Origin of the sequence: Streptomyces sp. NPDC050560, assembly GCF_044457285.1 — a bacterium.
In the GTDB taxonomy this organism is placed as follows: domain Bacteria; phylum Actinomycetota; class Actinomycetes; order Streptomycetales; family Streptomycetaceae; genus Streptomyces.
In genome coordinates this window covers 524,298-539,803 of sequence record NZ_JBITGT010000003.1, presented here as the reverse complement: position 1 = coordinate 539,803, position 15,506 = coordinate 524,298, and the positions used below count along the sequence as shown (strand labels likewise).

The following is a 15,506-nucleotide window of genomic DNA, read 5'->3' as shown; positions in this document are numbered from 1 at the left end:
CCTGGCCCCCTGGCCCCCCACGGGCGCGCGCCCCGGCACCTGGCAGGTCTCGGTGCCGGGGCGCGCTCCACTCCCGGGGTCGGTGTGCGCGGGGGCCCGGGTCAGTGCCCGCGGGCGATCCACTCGTCGAGGTGCGGCGCCTCGTCGCCGATGGTCGTCGAGTCGCCGTGCCCGGTGCGGACCACGGTGGCGGGCGGCAGGGTCAGCAGCCGGTCCCTGATCGAGTCGATGATCGTGGGGAAGTCGCTGAAGGAGCGTCCCGTGGCGCCCGGCCCGCCCGCGAACAGGGTGTCCCCGGTGAACACGGTGCCGAGCGCCGGGGCGTGCAGGCTGACGGCGCCCCGGCAGTGGCCCGGGGTGTGCAGCACCCGCAGCGCGGTGCCCGCGACGGTGATCTCCTGTCCTTCGGCGAGTTCGCCGTCGGGCAGCCGCTCGGGGTGGGTCTGCTTCCAGAGCGTGAGGTCGTCCGGGTGCAGCAGGATCGGCGCGCCGGTGCGGTCGGCGAGGTCGGGGGCGGCGCCGACGTGGTCGTCGTGGGCGTGGGTGCACACGACGGCGGTCAGCCGGCGGCCGGAGAGCGCCGCCTCGATCGCGGCGGCGTCATGGGCGGCGTCGATCACGACGGCCTCGGTGTCGTCGCCGACGATCCAGACGTTGTTGTCGACGTCCCAGGTGCCGCCGTCGAGGGAGAAGGTGCCCGAGGTGACCAGGTGCTCGATCCTGGCGGCCATCACAGGACCACCACGGACCGCAGCACGTCGCCGTGGTGCATGCGCGCGAACGCCTTCTCGACGTCGCCGAGGGGGATGGTCTCGGTGACGAAGGCGTCGAGGTCGAGCCTGCCCTGCCGGTAGAGGTCGATCAGCATCGGGAAGTCCCGCGACGGCAGGCAGTCCCCGTACCAGGAGGACTTGAGGGAGCCGCCGCGCCCGAAGACGTCCAGCAGCGGCAGTTCGAGCTTCATCTCGGGGGTGGGCACGCCCACCAGGACGACCGTGCCGGCCAGGTCGCGCGCGTAGAACGCCTGCTTGTACGTCTCCGGGCGGCCCACGGCCTCGATGACGACGTCGGCGCCGAAGCCCCCGGTCAGCTCCTGGACGCCCGCGACGGCGTCCGCGGTGGCGGAGTTGAGGGTGTGGGTGGCGCCGAGTTCCCTGGCCTTGGCGAGCTTCTTGTCGTCGATGTCGACGGCGATGATCTTCGCGGCGCCCGCGAGCCTGGCACCGGCGATGGCCGCGTTGCCGACGCCGCCGCAGCCGATGACGGCGACGGAGTCGCCGCGGCCGACGTTGCCGGTGTTGATCGCGGCGCCGAGCCCTGCCATCACCCCGCAGCCGAGCAGCCCCGCGGCGGCGGGCGACGCCTCGGGGTCCACCTTGGTGCACTGCCCGGCGGCGACGAGGGTCTTCTCGGCGAAGGCGCCGATGCCGAGGGCGGGGCTCAGCTCGGTGCCGTCGGCGAGTGTCATCTTCTGCCCGGCGTTGTGGGTGTCGAAGCAGTACCAGGGGCGCCCGCGCAGACAGGCGCGGCACTGGCCGCACACGGCGCGCCAGTTGAGGATGACGAAGTCGCCGGGCGCGACCTCGGTGACGCCGTCGCCGACGGACTCGACGACGCCCGCCGCCTCGTGCCCGAGCAGGAACGGGAACTCGTCGTTGATGCCGCCCTCCCGGTAGTGCAGATCGGTGTGGCACACCCCGCATGCCTGGACCTTGACCACCGCCTCCCCCGGGCCGGGCTCTGGCACCGTGATGGTCTCCACGGAGACCGGCTCGCCCTTCGCCCGTGCGATCACGCCCTGCACCTGCTGTGCCATCTCTTGAAGCCTCTCTGTCGTTCCGGCCGCGGCCACCCGGCCGCGGCACGCTCCGCCGCGTCCGCGTGCCTGCCCGCGGTGCGGAGGGGCCCTCATCATCGCGCGCCGCGGCGCCGCCGTCAGGAGGCGGTCACGGCCCTGGCGCGGCGTTCACCCGTGGTGCGGCGCGGGGCGGTCGGCGGCGGTGTGCAGCGCCCCCGGGTGGGTGAGGAGCCAGTCCCAGGCGTCCAGCGGGTCCTCGAACTCCCGCTCGGCGCCGCAGTAGCAGACCCCGAGCAGCCGGTCGGTGCCCGGCACCCAGCGGATGCGGTAGACACCTGACGGGGTCGCGGGTCGGGTCGCGGTGCTCATCGTGCCTCCTAGTGCCTCCCCGTACCGCCGGCCGCGGACGGGTGGGGGCGTGGGGTTCCCCCGAGGGTGCGGCCGGGGCAAGACTGCACCGGCGGAGGGTGCTTTGAACAGGGCTGCTTCCATTCAGTGGAAGAGTCTTGGTACGGGGCTTTCGCCTCAGGCGGTGTCGTCGTCGCCGGTGAGGGCCACGTCGAGGAGGAGCGGGGTACGCCGGGAGGCGAGGGTGGGGACGAGGCCGTCGAGGGCGGCGGTGAGCGCGGCGTGGTCGGTGATGTGCTCGGCGGGGCAGCCGAGCGCCAGCGCGAGGCGGTGCACCCGTACGTCCTCGAAGCCGGGCCAGGGCCCCGGGGCGCCGTGCCGGGCGGCGAGCCGGTCCATGATGGCGTAGCCGCCGTTGCCGAGGACCACGAAGACGGCGCCGACGCGGTAGTGGGCGGCGGTCCACAGGGCCTGGATCTGGTAGAGCGCGGAGCCGTCGCCGACGACGGCGACCACGGGGCGCCTGGGCAGCGCCATGCGGATGCCGACGGCGGCGGGCAGGGCGAAGCCGAGCCCGCCCATGGCGGCGCTGACGAAGCCGAGCGGGGCGCGGGCGGGCAGCAGGGCGTGCAGCAGCGGGCGGCTCGACGGGGTCTCCTCGACGACGACGGTGTCCGGGGGCAGGCGGGCGGCAAGCGCTTCGAGCACCCGCGTGGGGGTGAGCGGGCCAGGGGCCGCACGCGGCCGGGGGCTTCGGCGCGGGGGTGCGGGGGTGCGGGGGCGGGCGGGCAGCAGGGCGGCGAGCCGGGCGCAGAAGTCGGCGGGCGGCGCCACGACGGCGAGTTCCGCGGGGGCCCTGTGGGCCTCGGCGGGGTCGTCGGTGACGAGGGCGAGCCTGGTGCCCTCGGCGGCCAGCGGCCCGGTGTCGTACCCGAACTGGCGCAGCAGCGGCGCTCCGACGGCGAACACCAGGTCGTGGGGGGCGAGCGCGCGCCGCAGCGAGGCGCGGTCGGCGGGCAGGTGCCCGGCGAAGCGCGGGTGGTCCTGGGGGAACCCGGCGCGCGCCCCGTACGGCTCCTGCCAGACGGGGCAGTCGAGGCGTTCCGCGAGGGCGGTGAGGGCGTGCCAGCCCTCGGCGCTGTCGTTGCCCGCGCCCGCCACCAAGACGGGCGCGGCGGCGTCGGCGAACAGTTCCGCGGCGGCCTCGACGGCGCCCCGGTCGGCCGCCGCGGCGTGCAGCAGTGTGGCGGGCGCGGGCTCCGGCAGGTCCTCCGCGGGCTCCGCCCAGTCGTTCATGGGGACGATGACGAGGGCGGGGCCGCGCAGGGTGCGGGCCGCGGCGGCGGCGCGGCCGAGGGCGCCCGGCACGTCCTGGGCGCGCGGCGGGGTCTCCACGGCGACCGGGTAGTCACCGGCGAGGGTGGCGAGCCTTCCGGTGAGGAACGGCTCCTGCACGAGGTGGCGGCGGTCCTGCTGCCCGACGAGCACCACCAGTGGGGCGCGGCCGGTGCGCGCGGTGGCGAGGGCGCCCGCGGCGTTGCCGAGCCCCGCGGTGGTGTGCAGCAGGCAGAGCGCGGGCTCCCCGGTGGCGAGGGCGTGCCCGGTGGCGGCGCCGACGACGGAGCCCTCGTGCAGCGCGAGGACGAAGCGCAGGTCGTCGGGGAGCCCGGCGAGCAGCGGCACCTCGGTGGAGCCGGGGTTGGCGAAGAGGGTGGTCAGGCCGAGCCGCCTGAGCTGGTCGAGGGCGGCGTCACGGACGGTGCGCATACGGGGGTGCTCTCTTCCGGGGGCGGGTCAGTCGGCGGGCGCGGCGGGCGCGGGCACGGCGGCGCCGGGGCGCGGGCCGCGTACGAAGGAGAGCACGGCGAGCCCGGCGACCACGACGGCCGCGTCCAGCCAGACGGCGGCGTTCCAACTGCCGGTGGAGTCCCGCAGCACTCCCCCGACCGCCGGGGAGAGCACGGCGCCGGTCTCCCCGATCAGGTTCTCCATGCCGAACGCGGAGCCGCGCAGGTCGGGGCGGGCGAGGTCGGCGGTGAGGGCGTGCCCGACCGGCTGGAGCGCGTTGAAGAAGAGGCTGGCGGTGAAGAGCAGCACGCCCATGGTCCACAGCGAGGGGTGGTCGGCGGCGCTGAGGTACCAGGCGAAGGCGACGGTGAGGACGGCCTGCGCGGCGGTGAAGGCCAGCATCATCTCCCTGCGGCCGAGGCCGCGCCGCACCCCGTGGTCGGAGAGCCAGCCGCCCGCGGGGAAGCCGAGCAGCCCGGCACCGGCGTTGAAGCCCGCGGTGAGGGCGCCGCTGGTGAAGGACGAGTGGGTGGCGCCGGTGACGATGGAGACCGACCAGAAGCTGAAGAACCAGAGGTTCCAGAGGATCGCGATGTTGACGAGGTAGATGAGGAAGAGGTCGCGGTTCTTGAGCACGGGGCCGAGTTCCTCGCCCTTGCGGCGCAGCGCGTACAGCACCAGGCCGACGGCGAGGGCGACTTCGAGGACCGCGATCCACAGGTCGGAGAGCCCGGTGGCGTCGCCGACGAAGTAGACGGCCATGACCAGGGTGAGCGACACCGCGGCGTAGCCGCCGAGGTGGAGGGCGGCGCGGCCGACGGTGCGGGCGCTGAGGTGGGCGCGGAAGTACCAGGTGGCGGCGGTGGCGACCACGAGCGTGGCGGCGCCGAGCACCCAGAAGGCCATCCGCCATGCCTCGTCGCCGTCGAGGAAGTCCCTGCCGAAGCCGATGAAGTCGGGGGTGAAGACGGTGGCGATGGTGATGCCGAAGGCGAGCCCGGTGATGACGACGCCCATGCCGAGGCTGCGGTCGCGCTCGGGGGTGAGCCGGGTGATGAGGGTGCGGTCGTTGGAGTAGAAGGCGCCCTCGCCGAGCCCGGTGACGACGCGCACCACGATGAAGGCGACGAGTCCGCCGAGGAAGCCGGTGAGGACGGTGGTGACACCGGCCCACAGCAGGCTGACCACGATGAGGGTGCGGTGCCCGTAGCGGTCGCCGAGGTAGCCGCCGGGGAACTGGGTGAGCATGTACCCGGCGAAGAAGAGGCCCCCGATGAGGCCGCCGAGCGCGTGCGGGTTGTCGGCGTGCGCCATGAAGCCGACGCCGTTGTCGATCATCCAGGTGACGACGGGTCCCGTCACCGAGCGGTCGGCGGCGCTGACCGTCCAGCCGAGCATCAGCAGCAGCCACAGCCCGTGCCAGGGCTTCAGCCTGCGGCCGGTGCGGCCGGCCGCGGGGGTGTCGGGTCCTGCGGGCGCGGGGCGTGGGGAGGGCGCCGGATTCTGGCCCGGGAGGGAGGTCATCGGGGCTCCTTGCGGTGGGGCGCACAGACGGGCGGGGAGGGAGCGGCGGTGCGACCGGAGTTGGAGCGGGGGGCGGGTGTGCGGGGAATGGGGAACGCGGTGCGGGGGCGCGCGGTGGGGGTGCTCGGTGGGGGTGCTGGGACACGTGCGGGAGTGGGTGGGGGCCGCGGGGGAGGCTCCGGCGGGGCACGGCGTGGCCACACAGAGTAAGGCCGGGGGCCTTCGGGCGGAACGGGCCGCGTTAGAGTTTCCCGGATGCCGGGGCGCGCGGGAGCGGTACCGGCGCGGGCGCGCCCGGGGCGGCGCGCGGCGGGCGCGGGCGGTGCGCGCGTACGGGCGACGAGGCGGGGCGGGGCATGGGTGACGCTGGGGAGGGCGCCGCGGCGCGCGCGTACTTCGCGGGCGACCGGGTGGCGGGCGGGCTGGGGATGGAGCTGGTGTCGGCGGGCCCCGGGCGCGCGGTGGTGCGGATGGCGGTGACCGCGGCCATGCTCAACGGCCATGGCACCGCGCACGGCGGCCATCTCTTCCTGCTCGCGGACACGGCGTTCGCGTGCGCCTGCAACAGCCACGGCCCGCTGACGGTGGCCGCGGGCGCCGCGATCGAGTTCCTGGCCCCGGCCCGGGAGGGCGACGTACTGGTCGCCGAGGCCGAGGAGCGGCACCGCGCGGGGCGCGGCGGCCTGTACGACGTGCGGGTGCGGCGGGGCGCGACGGTGGTGGCGGAGTTCCGGGGGCGTGCGAGGACCCCGAGGCCCCCCACCTCCACACCAGACATAACTTCATAATTAATATGGGAGGCGCTACGGTGTCCCGCCCGGCCCGTGTGGGGCCGCCGCACCGTTTCCCGAGGCCCCGAGGAGTGGACCGCCCATGAACCAGCTCATCCCGCAGCCCGGCGCGCGCTTCGGCGGCCGGGTGGCCGTGGTCACCGGCGCGGCCTCCGGCATCGGGGCCGCCACGGCGCGCAGGCTCGCCGCGGAGGGCGCCGCGGTCGTCCTCGCGGACGTCGCCGAGGAGGCCGGGGAGAAGGCCGCGGGCACGGTGCGCGAGGACGGCGGGCGCGCGGTGTTCGTCAGGGCCGACGCCGCCGACCCCGACGACTGGCAGCGAGTGGCCGACGCCGCGCACGGGTTCGGCCCCGTGGACGTGCTGGTGTCCAACGCCTACACGGTCGACGTGCGGCCCGCGCACGAGATGACGCTCGCCTCCTGGGAGCGCCAGATCTCGGTGAACCTCACCGGCGCCTTCCTCGGCTTCCGGGCCGTGCTGCCGGATCTGCGCGAGCGGCGCGGCGCGGTGGTGCTGACGTCGTCCGTGCACGCGCACCGCGGGCTGCCGGGCCGCCCCGCGTACGCGGCGTCCAAGGGGGCGCTGCTCTCGCTCGGCGGCCAGCTCGCGGTCGAGTACGGGCCCGAGGTGCGGGTGAACACGGTGCTTCCCGGGCCGATCCTCACGGCGGCGTGGGACGGGATCGGCGAGGAGGACAGACGGCGCAGTGTGGCGGAGACGGCGGCGCGCCGCTTCGGCGACCCCGCGGAGGTGGCCGCCGCGATCGCGTTCCTCGCCTCGGACGACGCCTCGTACGTCACGGGGGCCAGCCTGCTGGTGGACGGCGGCTGGAGCGTCGTCAAGGCGTCGTCCTGAGGGGGCGGCGCACTGCACGGCCAGGAGAAGGCACGCGCCGTGCGGCGGGGCGGCGGGACGACAAGATTGGGGACGGGTCGACATGTCATCGTATGCACGCCGTGGGGTGCACGGGCAGACCGTGGAGACGCTGGCACGCCGGGTGCTCAGCGGCGAGTTCCCCGAGGGGACGACGCTCGACCTGGTGGCGCTCCAGGCCGAGTTGGACGTGAGTCTGACCGCGCTGCGGGAGTCGCTCAAGGTGCTCGCGGCCAAGGGGATGGTGGACGCGCGGCAGAAGCGCGGCACCTTCGTACGGGCCCGCTCCGACTGGAACCTCCTCGACGCCGACGTGCTGCGCTGGCAGCTCGCGGCGCACAGTGCGCCCGACGACGACACGACGCTGCTGCACCAGCTCGACGAGGTGCGGGCGATCGTGGAGCCCGCGGCGGCCGGGCTCGCGGCGCGCCGCCGCACCGACGACGACCTGGCGGCGCTCGACGCGGCGCTCGCGGCCATGGGCGAGGCGAGCGCGGCCGCGTCCCACGCCGTCGCCTCCGACCTGGCGTTCCACCGCGCCCTGCTGGGCGCCACCCACAACGAGCTGCTCCAGCGGATGGAGATGGTGATCGAGTCGGGCCTCGCCCACCGGGACCGTCTTGTGCACGGCACGGGCGAGGCGGACGACCCGGTGCCGAGCCACCGCGCGGTGCTCGACGCGGTGCGCGCGGGCGACGCGGAGGGCGCGGCGAGCGCGATGCGGGCCCTGCTGGAGAAGGCGGTACGGGACCAGGCACGGGCCAGGGACGGGGAGCACGGCGAGCGGCAGGCGCGCGGCGCCGTCGACTGACGGAGCGTCGGGCTGGGGCGCGATGCCCTCGGGACTCGTGCGTCCACTACCTGACGTGGGGTTGAGGGATACCGTTCACCGTCTTCACCTTTTGAACACAGATCGATTCTCCCGCCCCACCGCCCGGTCAATGGTGCATACCTATTGACGAACCACCTTCAACTCCCGAAGCATGTGGCCCGAGAACCCGGCCGTGACCTTCCGGCCGGGGCCGTATGTGCGGCTGCTCGTGGCGCGCCCTCCGGCGGGTCCCGCGCCGCGGTGCGTCCGCGAACCAGGAAGGCATCCCCCCACGATGAGAAATCGCAGATCGGGCCCGCTCGGCGGACACCGCCGCGGTGTGCTCTGGACGGCGGCGCTCTCCGCGATCGCCGCCTCGGTCCTGTATCCGGCCCTCGCCAGCGCGGACGGCACCGCGGGCGCGGCGGTACAGGTCTACCTCACCACCACGGACGACGCGGGCGGCCGCCATGTCGTCAAGGGCCTTGAGCAGCAGGACCCGGTGAGCTTCACCTCGGGCGCGGGGACCCTCACCGTCGACCCGGCCACCCAGTACCAGGTGTTCGAGGGCGGTGGCGCGTCGTTCACGGACACCGCCGCCTGGCTGATGAACAGCAGCGGCGCGCTGAGCCAGGACACCCGCGACGAGACGATGCGCAAGCTGTTCGACCCCGACGACGGCATCGGGCTCGGCTTCCTACGGAATCCGATGGGCGGCTCCGACCTGGCGAGGACCGGCTACACGTTCGACGACGTGCCGGCCGGGCAGACCGACCCGGATCTCGACAGCTTCTCCCTCGACCACGACCTCGCGGACGTGCTGCCGCTGACCAGGCAGGCGCGGCAGCTCAACCCCGGCCTCAGGGTGATGGGTTCGCCCTGGACGGCGCCCGCCTGGATGAAGGACAACGACAGCCTCGACCAGGGCTGGCTGGAGTCGCAGTACTACGGCGCCTACGCGGACTACTTCGTCAAGTACCTCCAGGCGTACCAGGACAACGGTGTGCCGGTGGACTACGTGTCGGTGCAGAACGAGCCCACCTGCTGCTCGGGCTATCCGTCGATGCAGTGGAACGGCTCGGGACTCGCCTACTTCACCAAGAGCGAGCTGCTGCCGAAGCTCCAGGCGGCGGGCCTCGACACCAAGGTGCTGGCGCTCGACTGGAACTGGGACTCGTACGGCGAGTACGCCTCCCCCACGGTGGACGACGCGGAGGTGCGCGACCACCCCAACTTCGGCGGCATGGCCTGGCACGGCTACGTCGGCGACGTCACGGAGCAGTCCCGCGTCCACGACCAGTACCCGGACCTCGGGGTGTTCGACACCGAGCACTCGGGCGGCGGCTGGATCGGCAACCAGCAGCAGGAGGACATGCACAACCTCATCGACTACACCCGCAACTGGGGCAGCAGTTGGGTGAAGTGGTCGCTCGCCGTGGACCAGGACCACGGCCCCCACAACGGCGGCTGCGACAACTGCACCGGGCTGATCACGGTGCACAACGGCGACGACCGCAGCGGCCAGGTCGACTACACCGTCGAGTACTACACGATGGGCCACCTCACCAAGTTCGTCCGGCAGGGCGCCCACCGCATCGACTCGACGGCCGACTCGTCGGTCCCGAACGTCGCCTGGCAGAACCCGGACGGCAGCGACGTGCTGATCGCCTACAACGACACCGACGCCACCCGCACGGCCGATGTGGGCGTCGGCGGCGAGCACTTCACCTACGAGCTGCCGGCGCACGCCTCCGCCACGTTCACCTGGGACGGCTCGGCGGTCTCGGGCGGCGCCCGGCAGCACCACGACGGCGGTTCCCCGGCGGCGGCCCCCCTGGGCGCCGCCTACCAGCGACAGGAAGGCTGAGCCAGTGAGCACAGCACGGCACGGAAAGAGCCGCCGCGTCCGGTGGATCGCACTCGGCGCGGCGGTGGCCGCGGCGGCGGCCGGCACCAGCGCCGCCGCGTGGGCCGACGGCACCGGCACCGGGGTGCAGGCGGCGCCCTCCGCGGTGGCGCCCTACCTGTACAACGGCTGGGGCAACCCGCCCGACCCCGGCGAGGTCATGGACGCCACCGGGGTGAACTGGTTCACGCTGGCGTTCGTCCTCGACGCGGGCGGCTGCGACCCGCAGTGGGACGGTTCCCGGCCGCTGAACGGCGGTCAGGACGAGGCCACGGTGGACGCGGTGCGCGCCAAGGGCGGCGACGTCGTCCCCTCGTTCGGCGGGGCGAGCGGCGCCAAGCTTGAGCAGTCCTGCGCCGACGCGGGGGCGCTCGCGGGCGCCTACCAGAAGGTGATCGACGCGTACGGGCTCAAGGCGATCGACATCGACATCGAGGGCGACGCGTACAACGACGGTGCGGTGCAGCAGAAGACCGTCGACGCGTTGAAGCAGGTGAAGGCGGACAACCCGGGTCTCGTCACCTATGTCACCTTCCCCAGCGACCAGAGCGGGCCCGACGACAGCATGATCCAGCGGGCCGCCGACTCGGGTCTTGAGGTGGACGGCTGGACCATCATGCCGTTCGACTTCGGCGGCGCGGGCCAGGACATGGCGCAGTTGACCATTCAGGCCACCGAGGGCCTGAAGGACACGGTGGCGTCGGCGTACGGCTACGGCGACGACGAGGCGTACCGGCACAGCGGCCTCTCGTCGATGAACGGCATCACCGACAACGACGAGACGGTGACGACCGACAACTTCCAGACGATCACCGACTGGGCGGGCGAACACCACCTGGCGCGGCTGTCGTTCTGGTCGGCGAACCGGGACAGGCCGTGCCCCGGCGAGTACCCGAACGACGACACGTGCTCGGGCGTGGACCAGGAGGCGTGGCAGTTCTCGAAGATCGCGGCGGGCTTCACGGGCTGAGGCCGGGGCGGCGCCGTCACGGCCGGGTGTCGGGGGCGTGGCGGCACCGTCGGGGGCGGTGGTGCGGGCGTACGTGTCCGCGCCGCCGCCCCGCTGCCGTCCTGGTGCCGTAGTGCCGTCCCGATGCCGTGTTTTGCGTGGCGCTTGCGCCGCTTTCCGAAATTCCGACGTCGGCGCGGGAAAGCGGCGCGTGTAAGAAAAAGGGCCTGACACCGCCCTTTCCCCGGGCGCGTTTACGGGACGGGTAATCGACTTTCTTTCCGCATTCCGGCCCCTTGCCCACGGGGCTTCCCCGGCTCTATTTTCGCTGTGCGCGACGGCGGTTCGAGCCGCTTCGGACCACCGGCGTTCCCCCCACCCCCGAGGCCGCGCACCCGCACCGTTTCCCGCAGGTCCCGTGATATCGGCCGCGCGGCCTTCCTATGTTCCTGGAGGAATTCTCCCGTGAGTGTCAACCGCCGTACTCTGCTCGCCTCCGCACTGGCCGTCTCCGCGGGCGCGGCGGGCGCGCTCGCCGGTACCCGGGCGACCGCGTCGCCCGTCGTGAAGGCCGCCGGGGCGGGTGCCGCGAGCCCGGCAGGCGACGTGGTCGGCAAGATCACCGTCGGCTACCAGGGCTGGTTCGCGTGCAAGGGCGACGGCGCCCCGATCGACTCCTGGTGGCACTGGAGCGCCAACGGGGGCCAGCCCCCTTCGCCCTCGAACACCACCCTGGTGTCCTGGCCCGACATGGCCGAGTACGCGCACACGTACCCGACGGACTACCCGGATCTGAACGGCGGAGGACCCGCGGCGCTGTTCTCCTCCTGGGACGAGCAGACGGTGGACACGCACTTCCGCTGGATGGCGGAGAACAACTGCGACACCGCCGCGCTCCAGCGGTTCGACCCGGTGGGCGGTGAGGGCCCGACGCGGGACGCGATGGCGGACAAGGTGCGGGCCGCGGCGGAGGCGCACGGCCGGAAGTTCTACATCATGTACGACGTCACGGACTGGCTGGAGATGCAGTCGCAGATCAAGGACGACTGGACGTCGAAGATGAAGGCGCACACCGCGTCGGGCGCGTACGCGACGCAGAACGGCAGACCGGTGGTGTGCATCTGGGGCTTCGGATTCAGCGACGACAAGCGGCCGTTCACCCCCGAGCCGTGTATCGACGTCATCAACTGGTTCAAGGGCCAGGGCTGTTACGTCATCGGCGGGGTCCCCACACACTGGCGCACCAGCAGCGACGACTCCCGCCCCGGCTTTCTCGACGTGTACCACGCGTTCGACATGATCTCGCCGTGGATGGTGGGCCGCATGGGCACCGTCGAACAGGCCGACCAGTTCTACCGGGACGTGAACACGCCCGACAAGGCGGACTGCGACGCGCACGGCATCGACTACCAGCCGTGTGTGATGCCGGGCAACCTCCAGGGCGGCGACCGGGCGCACGGCGACTTCATGTGGCGGCAGTTCTACAACATGGTCCGCCTCGGAGTGGCCGGAATCTATATCTCGATGTTCGACGAGTACAACGAGGGCAACCAGATCGCCAAGACCGCGCAGACCGCGGCGGACGTCCCGGCGGGCTCCGGCATCCTCGCCCTCGACGAGGACGGCACGGCGTGCTCCGCGGACTACTACCTCCGTCTGACGGGCGACGGCGGCCGGATGCTGAAACAGGAGATCCCCGTGACGGAGAGCCGCCCCACCCAGCCGATGGTCTGACGTCGGCGCGGGCGGGGCGTGTGCCGCGGCCGGACCGTCCGCACGGGCGGCCCGGCTGCCCGTGCGGACGCCGCACCGTCCCGGACGGCCGGCGGCACGGGGGCGGGGGGGACGGGCGGGCGGCCCTGCCGCGGGCGGGCGGTGCGCGGACACGATGGCTTGTCCGATCACTGCGTCCGCGGAAGGCGGGACATGACTCAACGGCACAGGACACGGCAGCCGGACTTCTACTCCAGGGTGGCCGAGAAGTTCGGCGGGTACTCCAGCGGCGCGCGCCGCACCACGCGCTTCCCCGAGGGCGACCCGGAGGAGGTCTTCGACACGGTGGCACGGACCGTGGCGGGTCCTGGGGCGCGGCTGCTCGACGTGGGGTGCGCGGACGGCCGCAACCTGCTGGCGCTCGCACCGGACTTCGCCCGGGTGGACGGCCTCGACCTCGCCCCCGAGATGGTGGCCTCGGCGCGGCGGCACCTGGCGGCCTCGGGGCTGACGCATGTGGTGTTCGCCGCGGGCGACGCGTCCGCGACCGGGTTCCCCGACGCCGCCTTCGACGTGCTGACGTCACGCCGCGGCCCGCTGTTCCCCGAGGAGTTTCGCCGGGTGCTGCGCCCCGGCGGCTCCCTCGTGTACCTGGGGATCGGCGAACAGGACGTGCGCGCCCTCAAGGAGACGTTCGGCCGCGGGCAGCTCTACGGCCGCTGGGACGGGGTGCCGGTGGCGCGGCAGGAGCGGAAGCGGCTGGAGCGTGCGGGCTTCACGGTGGTGCGCGAGCGGGACTTCGCCTACGACGAGTACTTCCACACCCCGCGGGACCTGGACACCTTCCTCCAGATGGTGCCGATCTTCGAGGACTACAGTCCGCAGGGCGACCGGGACGCCTTCGAGCGGTATCTGGCGCTGGCGACGACGGACGAGGGCGTCCATCTGGCGCGCCACTGGTTCGTCCTGCACGCCCGCGTGGACGGCTGGTGACCGTCGTGCGCCGCCCGTAGGGGCCGTGACCGGCGCGCACCACGCGGGGGCTTCGTGACACGCGCCGGCCGACAGACGTCCGGGTCGGCTCCCGGCTGGGGAGCCGGCCCGGACGGGCCGTGACCGGCCGGGGTCAGCTCCGCAGCAGCGCCATCAGCTCGCCGCGCAGCCCGCTGTCCGCGCCGAACTCGCCGAGGAACGCGGTGGACGTCATCGTCGCCCCGGCCTTGACGCCGCGCATGGTCATGCACAGGTGCTCGCCCTTGGCGATGACGGCGACGTCCGGGGCGCCGGTGATCTGCGACACCTCCCGCGCGATGTCCGCCACCAGGCGTTCCTGCACCTGGAGCCGGTGGGCGTGGCGCTGTGCCACACGGGCGAACTTGGAGAGGCCCAGCAGTGCCCGGTCGGGTCGGTAGGCGATGGTGATGGAGCAGTTGAACGGCAGCAGGTGGTGCTCGCACAGCGACCACACCCTGATGTCGGAGACCACGACCATCTGGCTGGTGGACGTCGTCTCGAAGAGGGTGTCGGTGGTGCCGGGGTCGTAGTCGACGAACTCCCGCCACCAGCGGGCGAACCGGTCGGGGGTGTCCCGCAGGCCGTCGCGCTCGGGGTCCTCGCCGATCTCCTTGAGCAGCCGCTGGGCGAGGTCGACCAGCGGGTCGGCCGCCCCCGCCTCGGGTGCGGTGTACGCCACGGCTGCTGCGGGGGCGGTGCGGGGCTGGGCCGCGGCCGGTGCGGAGGATGGGTTGACGGGCATTCAGACGCCTCTCTTGTGGCCCCAGACCAGTGTGTGCAGCCTGGTGGTGACGTTCCACCCTCGGTCGATCACCGAGGTGACGATGGACTCCATGTGCCTGTCGATGTCGTCGCGGTTCTGGCCCTCCGGCATGATCCATACCGATGGCAGGGCGAACTCCTCGGCGAGGGCGGCGACTTCGTCCAGGTCGCCCAGGTCGCGGCAGACGAACTTGAACACTGTGTCCGGTGTCCTCGCGAACCGGCGCAGCGCCGCCGGTACGATCCGCCGGCTCGCCGGGTCCCCGGAGTGCGCCAGCTTGGGCGAGACGTTGAACCTCACCCCCGCGTCGGCCAGACGGCCGTCGGGGACCCGGGTGCCGTTGGTCTCGACCTCGATCTCGACACCGGCCTCGGTCAGGAGGCCGACGAGCGGGACGAGGCGGGCCTGCTGGCTGAGGGGTTCGCCGCCGGAGACGACCACGAGGCCGACGTCGAGGGCGAGCAGTTCGCGGGCGACGGACGCGACGTCGCGGCGGTGCAGCTCCACCCGGGGGTCGTACTTGATCCCGGAGTCGCCTACACCCCGCCAGTCCCAGGTGTAGGGCGTGTCGCACCAGCGGCAGGACAGGTTGCAGCCGCCGAGCCGCAGGAAGCCGCATCTGCGGCCGAGCGAGCGGCCTTCTCCCTGGACGGCCTCAAGTGGGGCCGAAGATCTCGCTCACCACGAGTTCCGGTTCCACGGGCATCACCTCCTCTTTCGTACGGCCCCGGTGCGGGGGCGGGCTGTCGTGGGAGCCCCGCGCGGGCGTGACGGGGACGGCGGCGGGCGGCGCGCCGGGCGGCCGCGCCGGGGTCAAGGGCGGTACTCGGCCCAGGTCTTGGGTGTCTCCGAGATCCGGACCGCGCTCAGCTCGGGGAACTCCTTGGACCACCGGGTGTACAGCCACACGGCCAGGTTCTCCGCGGTGGGGTTGGTGTCGACCAGGTCGTTGAGGTGGCGGTGGTCGACGATCGCGTCGAGCCACCTCTTGAAGACGGCCAGGTCGCCGTAGTCGCGGACGAACCCGGTGGGCGTCAGCTCCGTGCGGTCGGCGCTCAGCTCCAGTTCGACCACGTAGTTGTGGCCGTGCAGGCGCGCGCACTGGTGCTCAGGGGCGAGCCCGGAGAGCCGGTGGCTCGCGGAGAACTCGAACCGTTTGGTGATGCGCAGGGTCATGACGGCAGGGGTCCTTTCGGCACGCGCCCGGACCGCGGGGCGTGCGGTCGC

Annotated in this window: 14 protein-coding genes and 1 pseudogene; 7 read left to right on the top strand and 8 right to left on the bottom strand. The window is 73.3% G+C overall.

Annotated features, from left to right (window positions below; translation table 11 throughout):
* Positions 1-101: 101 nt before the first annotated feature.
* The 5 genes from ACIBIW_RS09810 to ACIBIW_RS09790 all read right to left on the bottom strand — a co-directional run bounded on the left by ACIBIW_RS09810 (position 102) and on the right by ACIBIW_RS09790 (position 5,458).
* Entirely contained in the window at positions 102-731 is a 630-nt protein-coding gene (locus tag ACIBIW_RS09810) for an MBL fold metallo-hydrolase (protein ID WP_399333888.1), read from the bottom strand.
* Positions 731-1,816, bottom strand: a complete 1,086-nt coding sequence (locus tag ACIBIW_RS09805; RefSeq protein ID WP_399333886.1) for an S-(hydroxymethyl)mycothiol dehydrogenase — start codon at positions 1,814-1,816, stop codon at positions 731-733. Before ACIBIW_RS09805 ends, ACIBIW_RS09810 begins: the two co-directional genes overlap by 1 nt.
* Positions 1,817-1,966: 150 nt before the next feature.
* Positions 1,967-2,167 (bottom strand): hypothetical protein, encoded by a 201-nt coding sequence (locus ACIBIW_RS09800; protein ID WP_399333884.1) that lies wholly within the window; start codon positions 2,165-2,167, stop codon positions 1,967-1,969.
* A 156-nt stretch (positions 2,168-2,323) separates the two neighbouring features.
* Positions 2,324-3,913 carry a thiamine pyrophosphate-binding protein gene (locus ACIBIW_RS09795; protein WP_399333883.1) on the bottom strand — a complete coding sequence of 530 codons (1,590 nt, stop codon included), beginning with the start codon at positions 3,911-3,913 and terminating at the stop codon, positions 2,324-2,326.
* A gap of 27 nt (positions 3,914-3,940) precedes the next feature.
* Positions 3,941-5,458, bottom strand: a complete 1,518-nt coding sequence (locus ACIBIW_RS09790; RefSeq protein ID WP_399333881.1) for an MFS transporter — start codon at positions 5,456-5,458, stop codon at positions 3,941-3,943.
* 356 nt (positions 5,459-5,814) lie between these two features.
* Between ACIBIW_RS09790 and paaI the strand changes: the two genes are divergently transcribed.
* The 7 genes and pseudogenes from paaI to ACIBIW_RS09755 all read left to right on the top strand — a co-directional run bounded on the left by paaI (position 5,815) and on the right by ACIBIW_RS09755 (position 13,495).
* Positions 5,815-6,246 carry a hydroxyphenylacetyl-CoA thioesterase PaaI gene (gene paaI, locus ACIBIW_RS09785; RefSeq protein WP_399333879.1) on the top strand — a complete coding sequence of 144 codons (432 nt, stop codon included), beginning with the start codon at positions 5,815-5,817 and terminating at the stop codon, positions 6,244-6,246.
* An 85-nt stretch (positions 6,247-6,331) separates the two neighbouring features.
* Positions 6,332-7,105, top strand: a complete 774-nt coding sequence (locus ACIBIW_RS09780) for an SDR family NAD(P)-dependent oxidoreductase (RefSeq protein WP_399333877.1) — start codon at positions 6,332-6,334, stop codon at positions 7,103-7,105.
* An 82-nt stretch (positions 7,106-7,187) separates the two neighbouring features.
* On the top strand, positions 7,188-7,934 hold the full coding sequence (locus tag ACIBIW_RS09775; RefSeq protein ID WP_399333875.1) for a FadR/GntR family transcriptional regulator: 747 nt from the start codon (positions 7,188-7,190) through the stop codon (positions 7,932-7,934).
* A gap of 295 nt (positions 7,935-8,229) precedes the next feature.
* The gene (locus ACIBIW_RS09770) at positions 8,230-9,801 is read left to right on the top strand and encodes a glycoside hydrolase family 30 beta sandwich domain-containing protein (RefSeq protein WP_399333873.1); all 1,572 of its coding nucleotides are present in this window, start codon (positions 8,230-8,232) and stop codon (positions 9,799-9,801) included.
* Positions 9,779-10,810: pseudogene (locus ACIBIW_RS09765) on the top strand (chitinase); the annotation flags it as partial. The gene ACIBIW_RS09770 and the pseudogene ACIBIW_RS09765, both read left to right, overlap by 23 nt.
* Positions 10,811-11,254: 444 nt before the next feature.
* Positions 11,255-12,523 (top strand): glycoside hydrolase family 71/99-like protein, encoded by a 1,269-nt coding sequence (locus ACIBIW_RS09760; RefSeq protein WP_399333871.1) that lies wholly within the window; start codon positions 11,255-11,257, stop codon positions 12,521-12,523.
* A 192-nt stretch (positions 12,524-12,715) separates the two neighbouring features.
* Complete coding sequence (locus tag ACIBIW_RS09755; protein ID WP_399333869.1) at positions 12,716-13,495, top strand: class I SAM-dependent methyltransferase; 780 nt, start codon at positions 12,716-12,718, stop codon at positions 13,493-13,495.
* 133 nt (positions 13,496-13,628) lie between these two features.
* On the opposite strand, the gene folE is transcribed toward ACIBIW_RS09755, so the two are convergent.
* The 3 genes from folE to ACIBIW_RS09740 all read right to left on the bottom strand — a co-directional run bounded on the left by folE (position 13,629) and on the right by ACIBIW_RS09740 (position 15,455).
* The gene (gene folE / locus ACIBIW_RS09750) at positions 13,629-14,258 is read right to left on the bottom strand and encodes a GTP cyclohydrolase I (protein WP_399333867.1); all 630 of its coding nucleotides are present in this window, start codon (positions 14,256-14,258) and stop codon (positions 13,629-13,631) included.
* Positions 14,259-14,867, bottom strand: coding sequence for a radical SAM protein (locus ACIBIW_RS09745; protein ID WP_399334022.1), 609 nt, complete (start codon positions 14,865-14,867; stop codon positions 14,259-14,261). It abuts the gene before it with no gap.
* 225 nt (positions 14,868-15,092) lie between these two features.
* Entirely contained in the window at positions 15,093-15,455 is a 363-nt protein-coding gene (locus tag ACIBIW_RS09740) for a 6-pyruvoyl trahydropterin synthase family protein (protein WP_399333865.1), read from the bottom strand.
* Positions 15,456-15,506 lie beyond the last annotated feature (51 nt).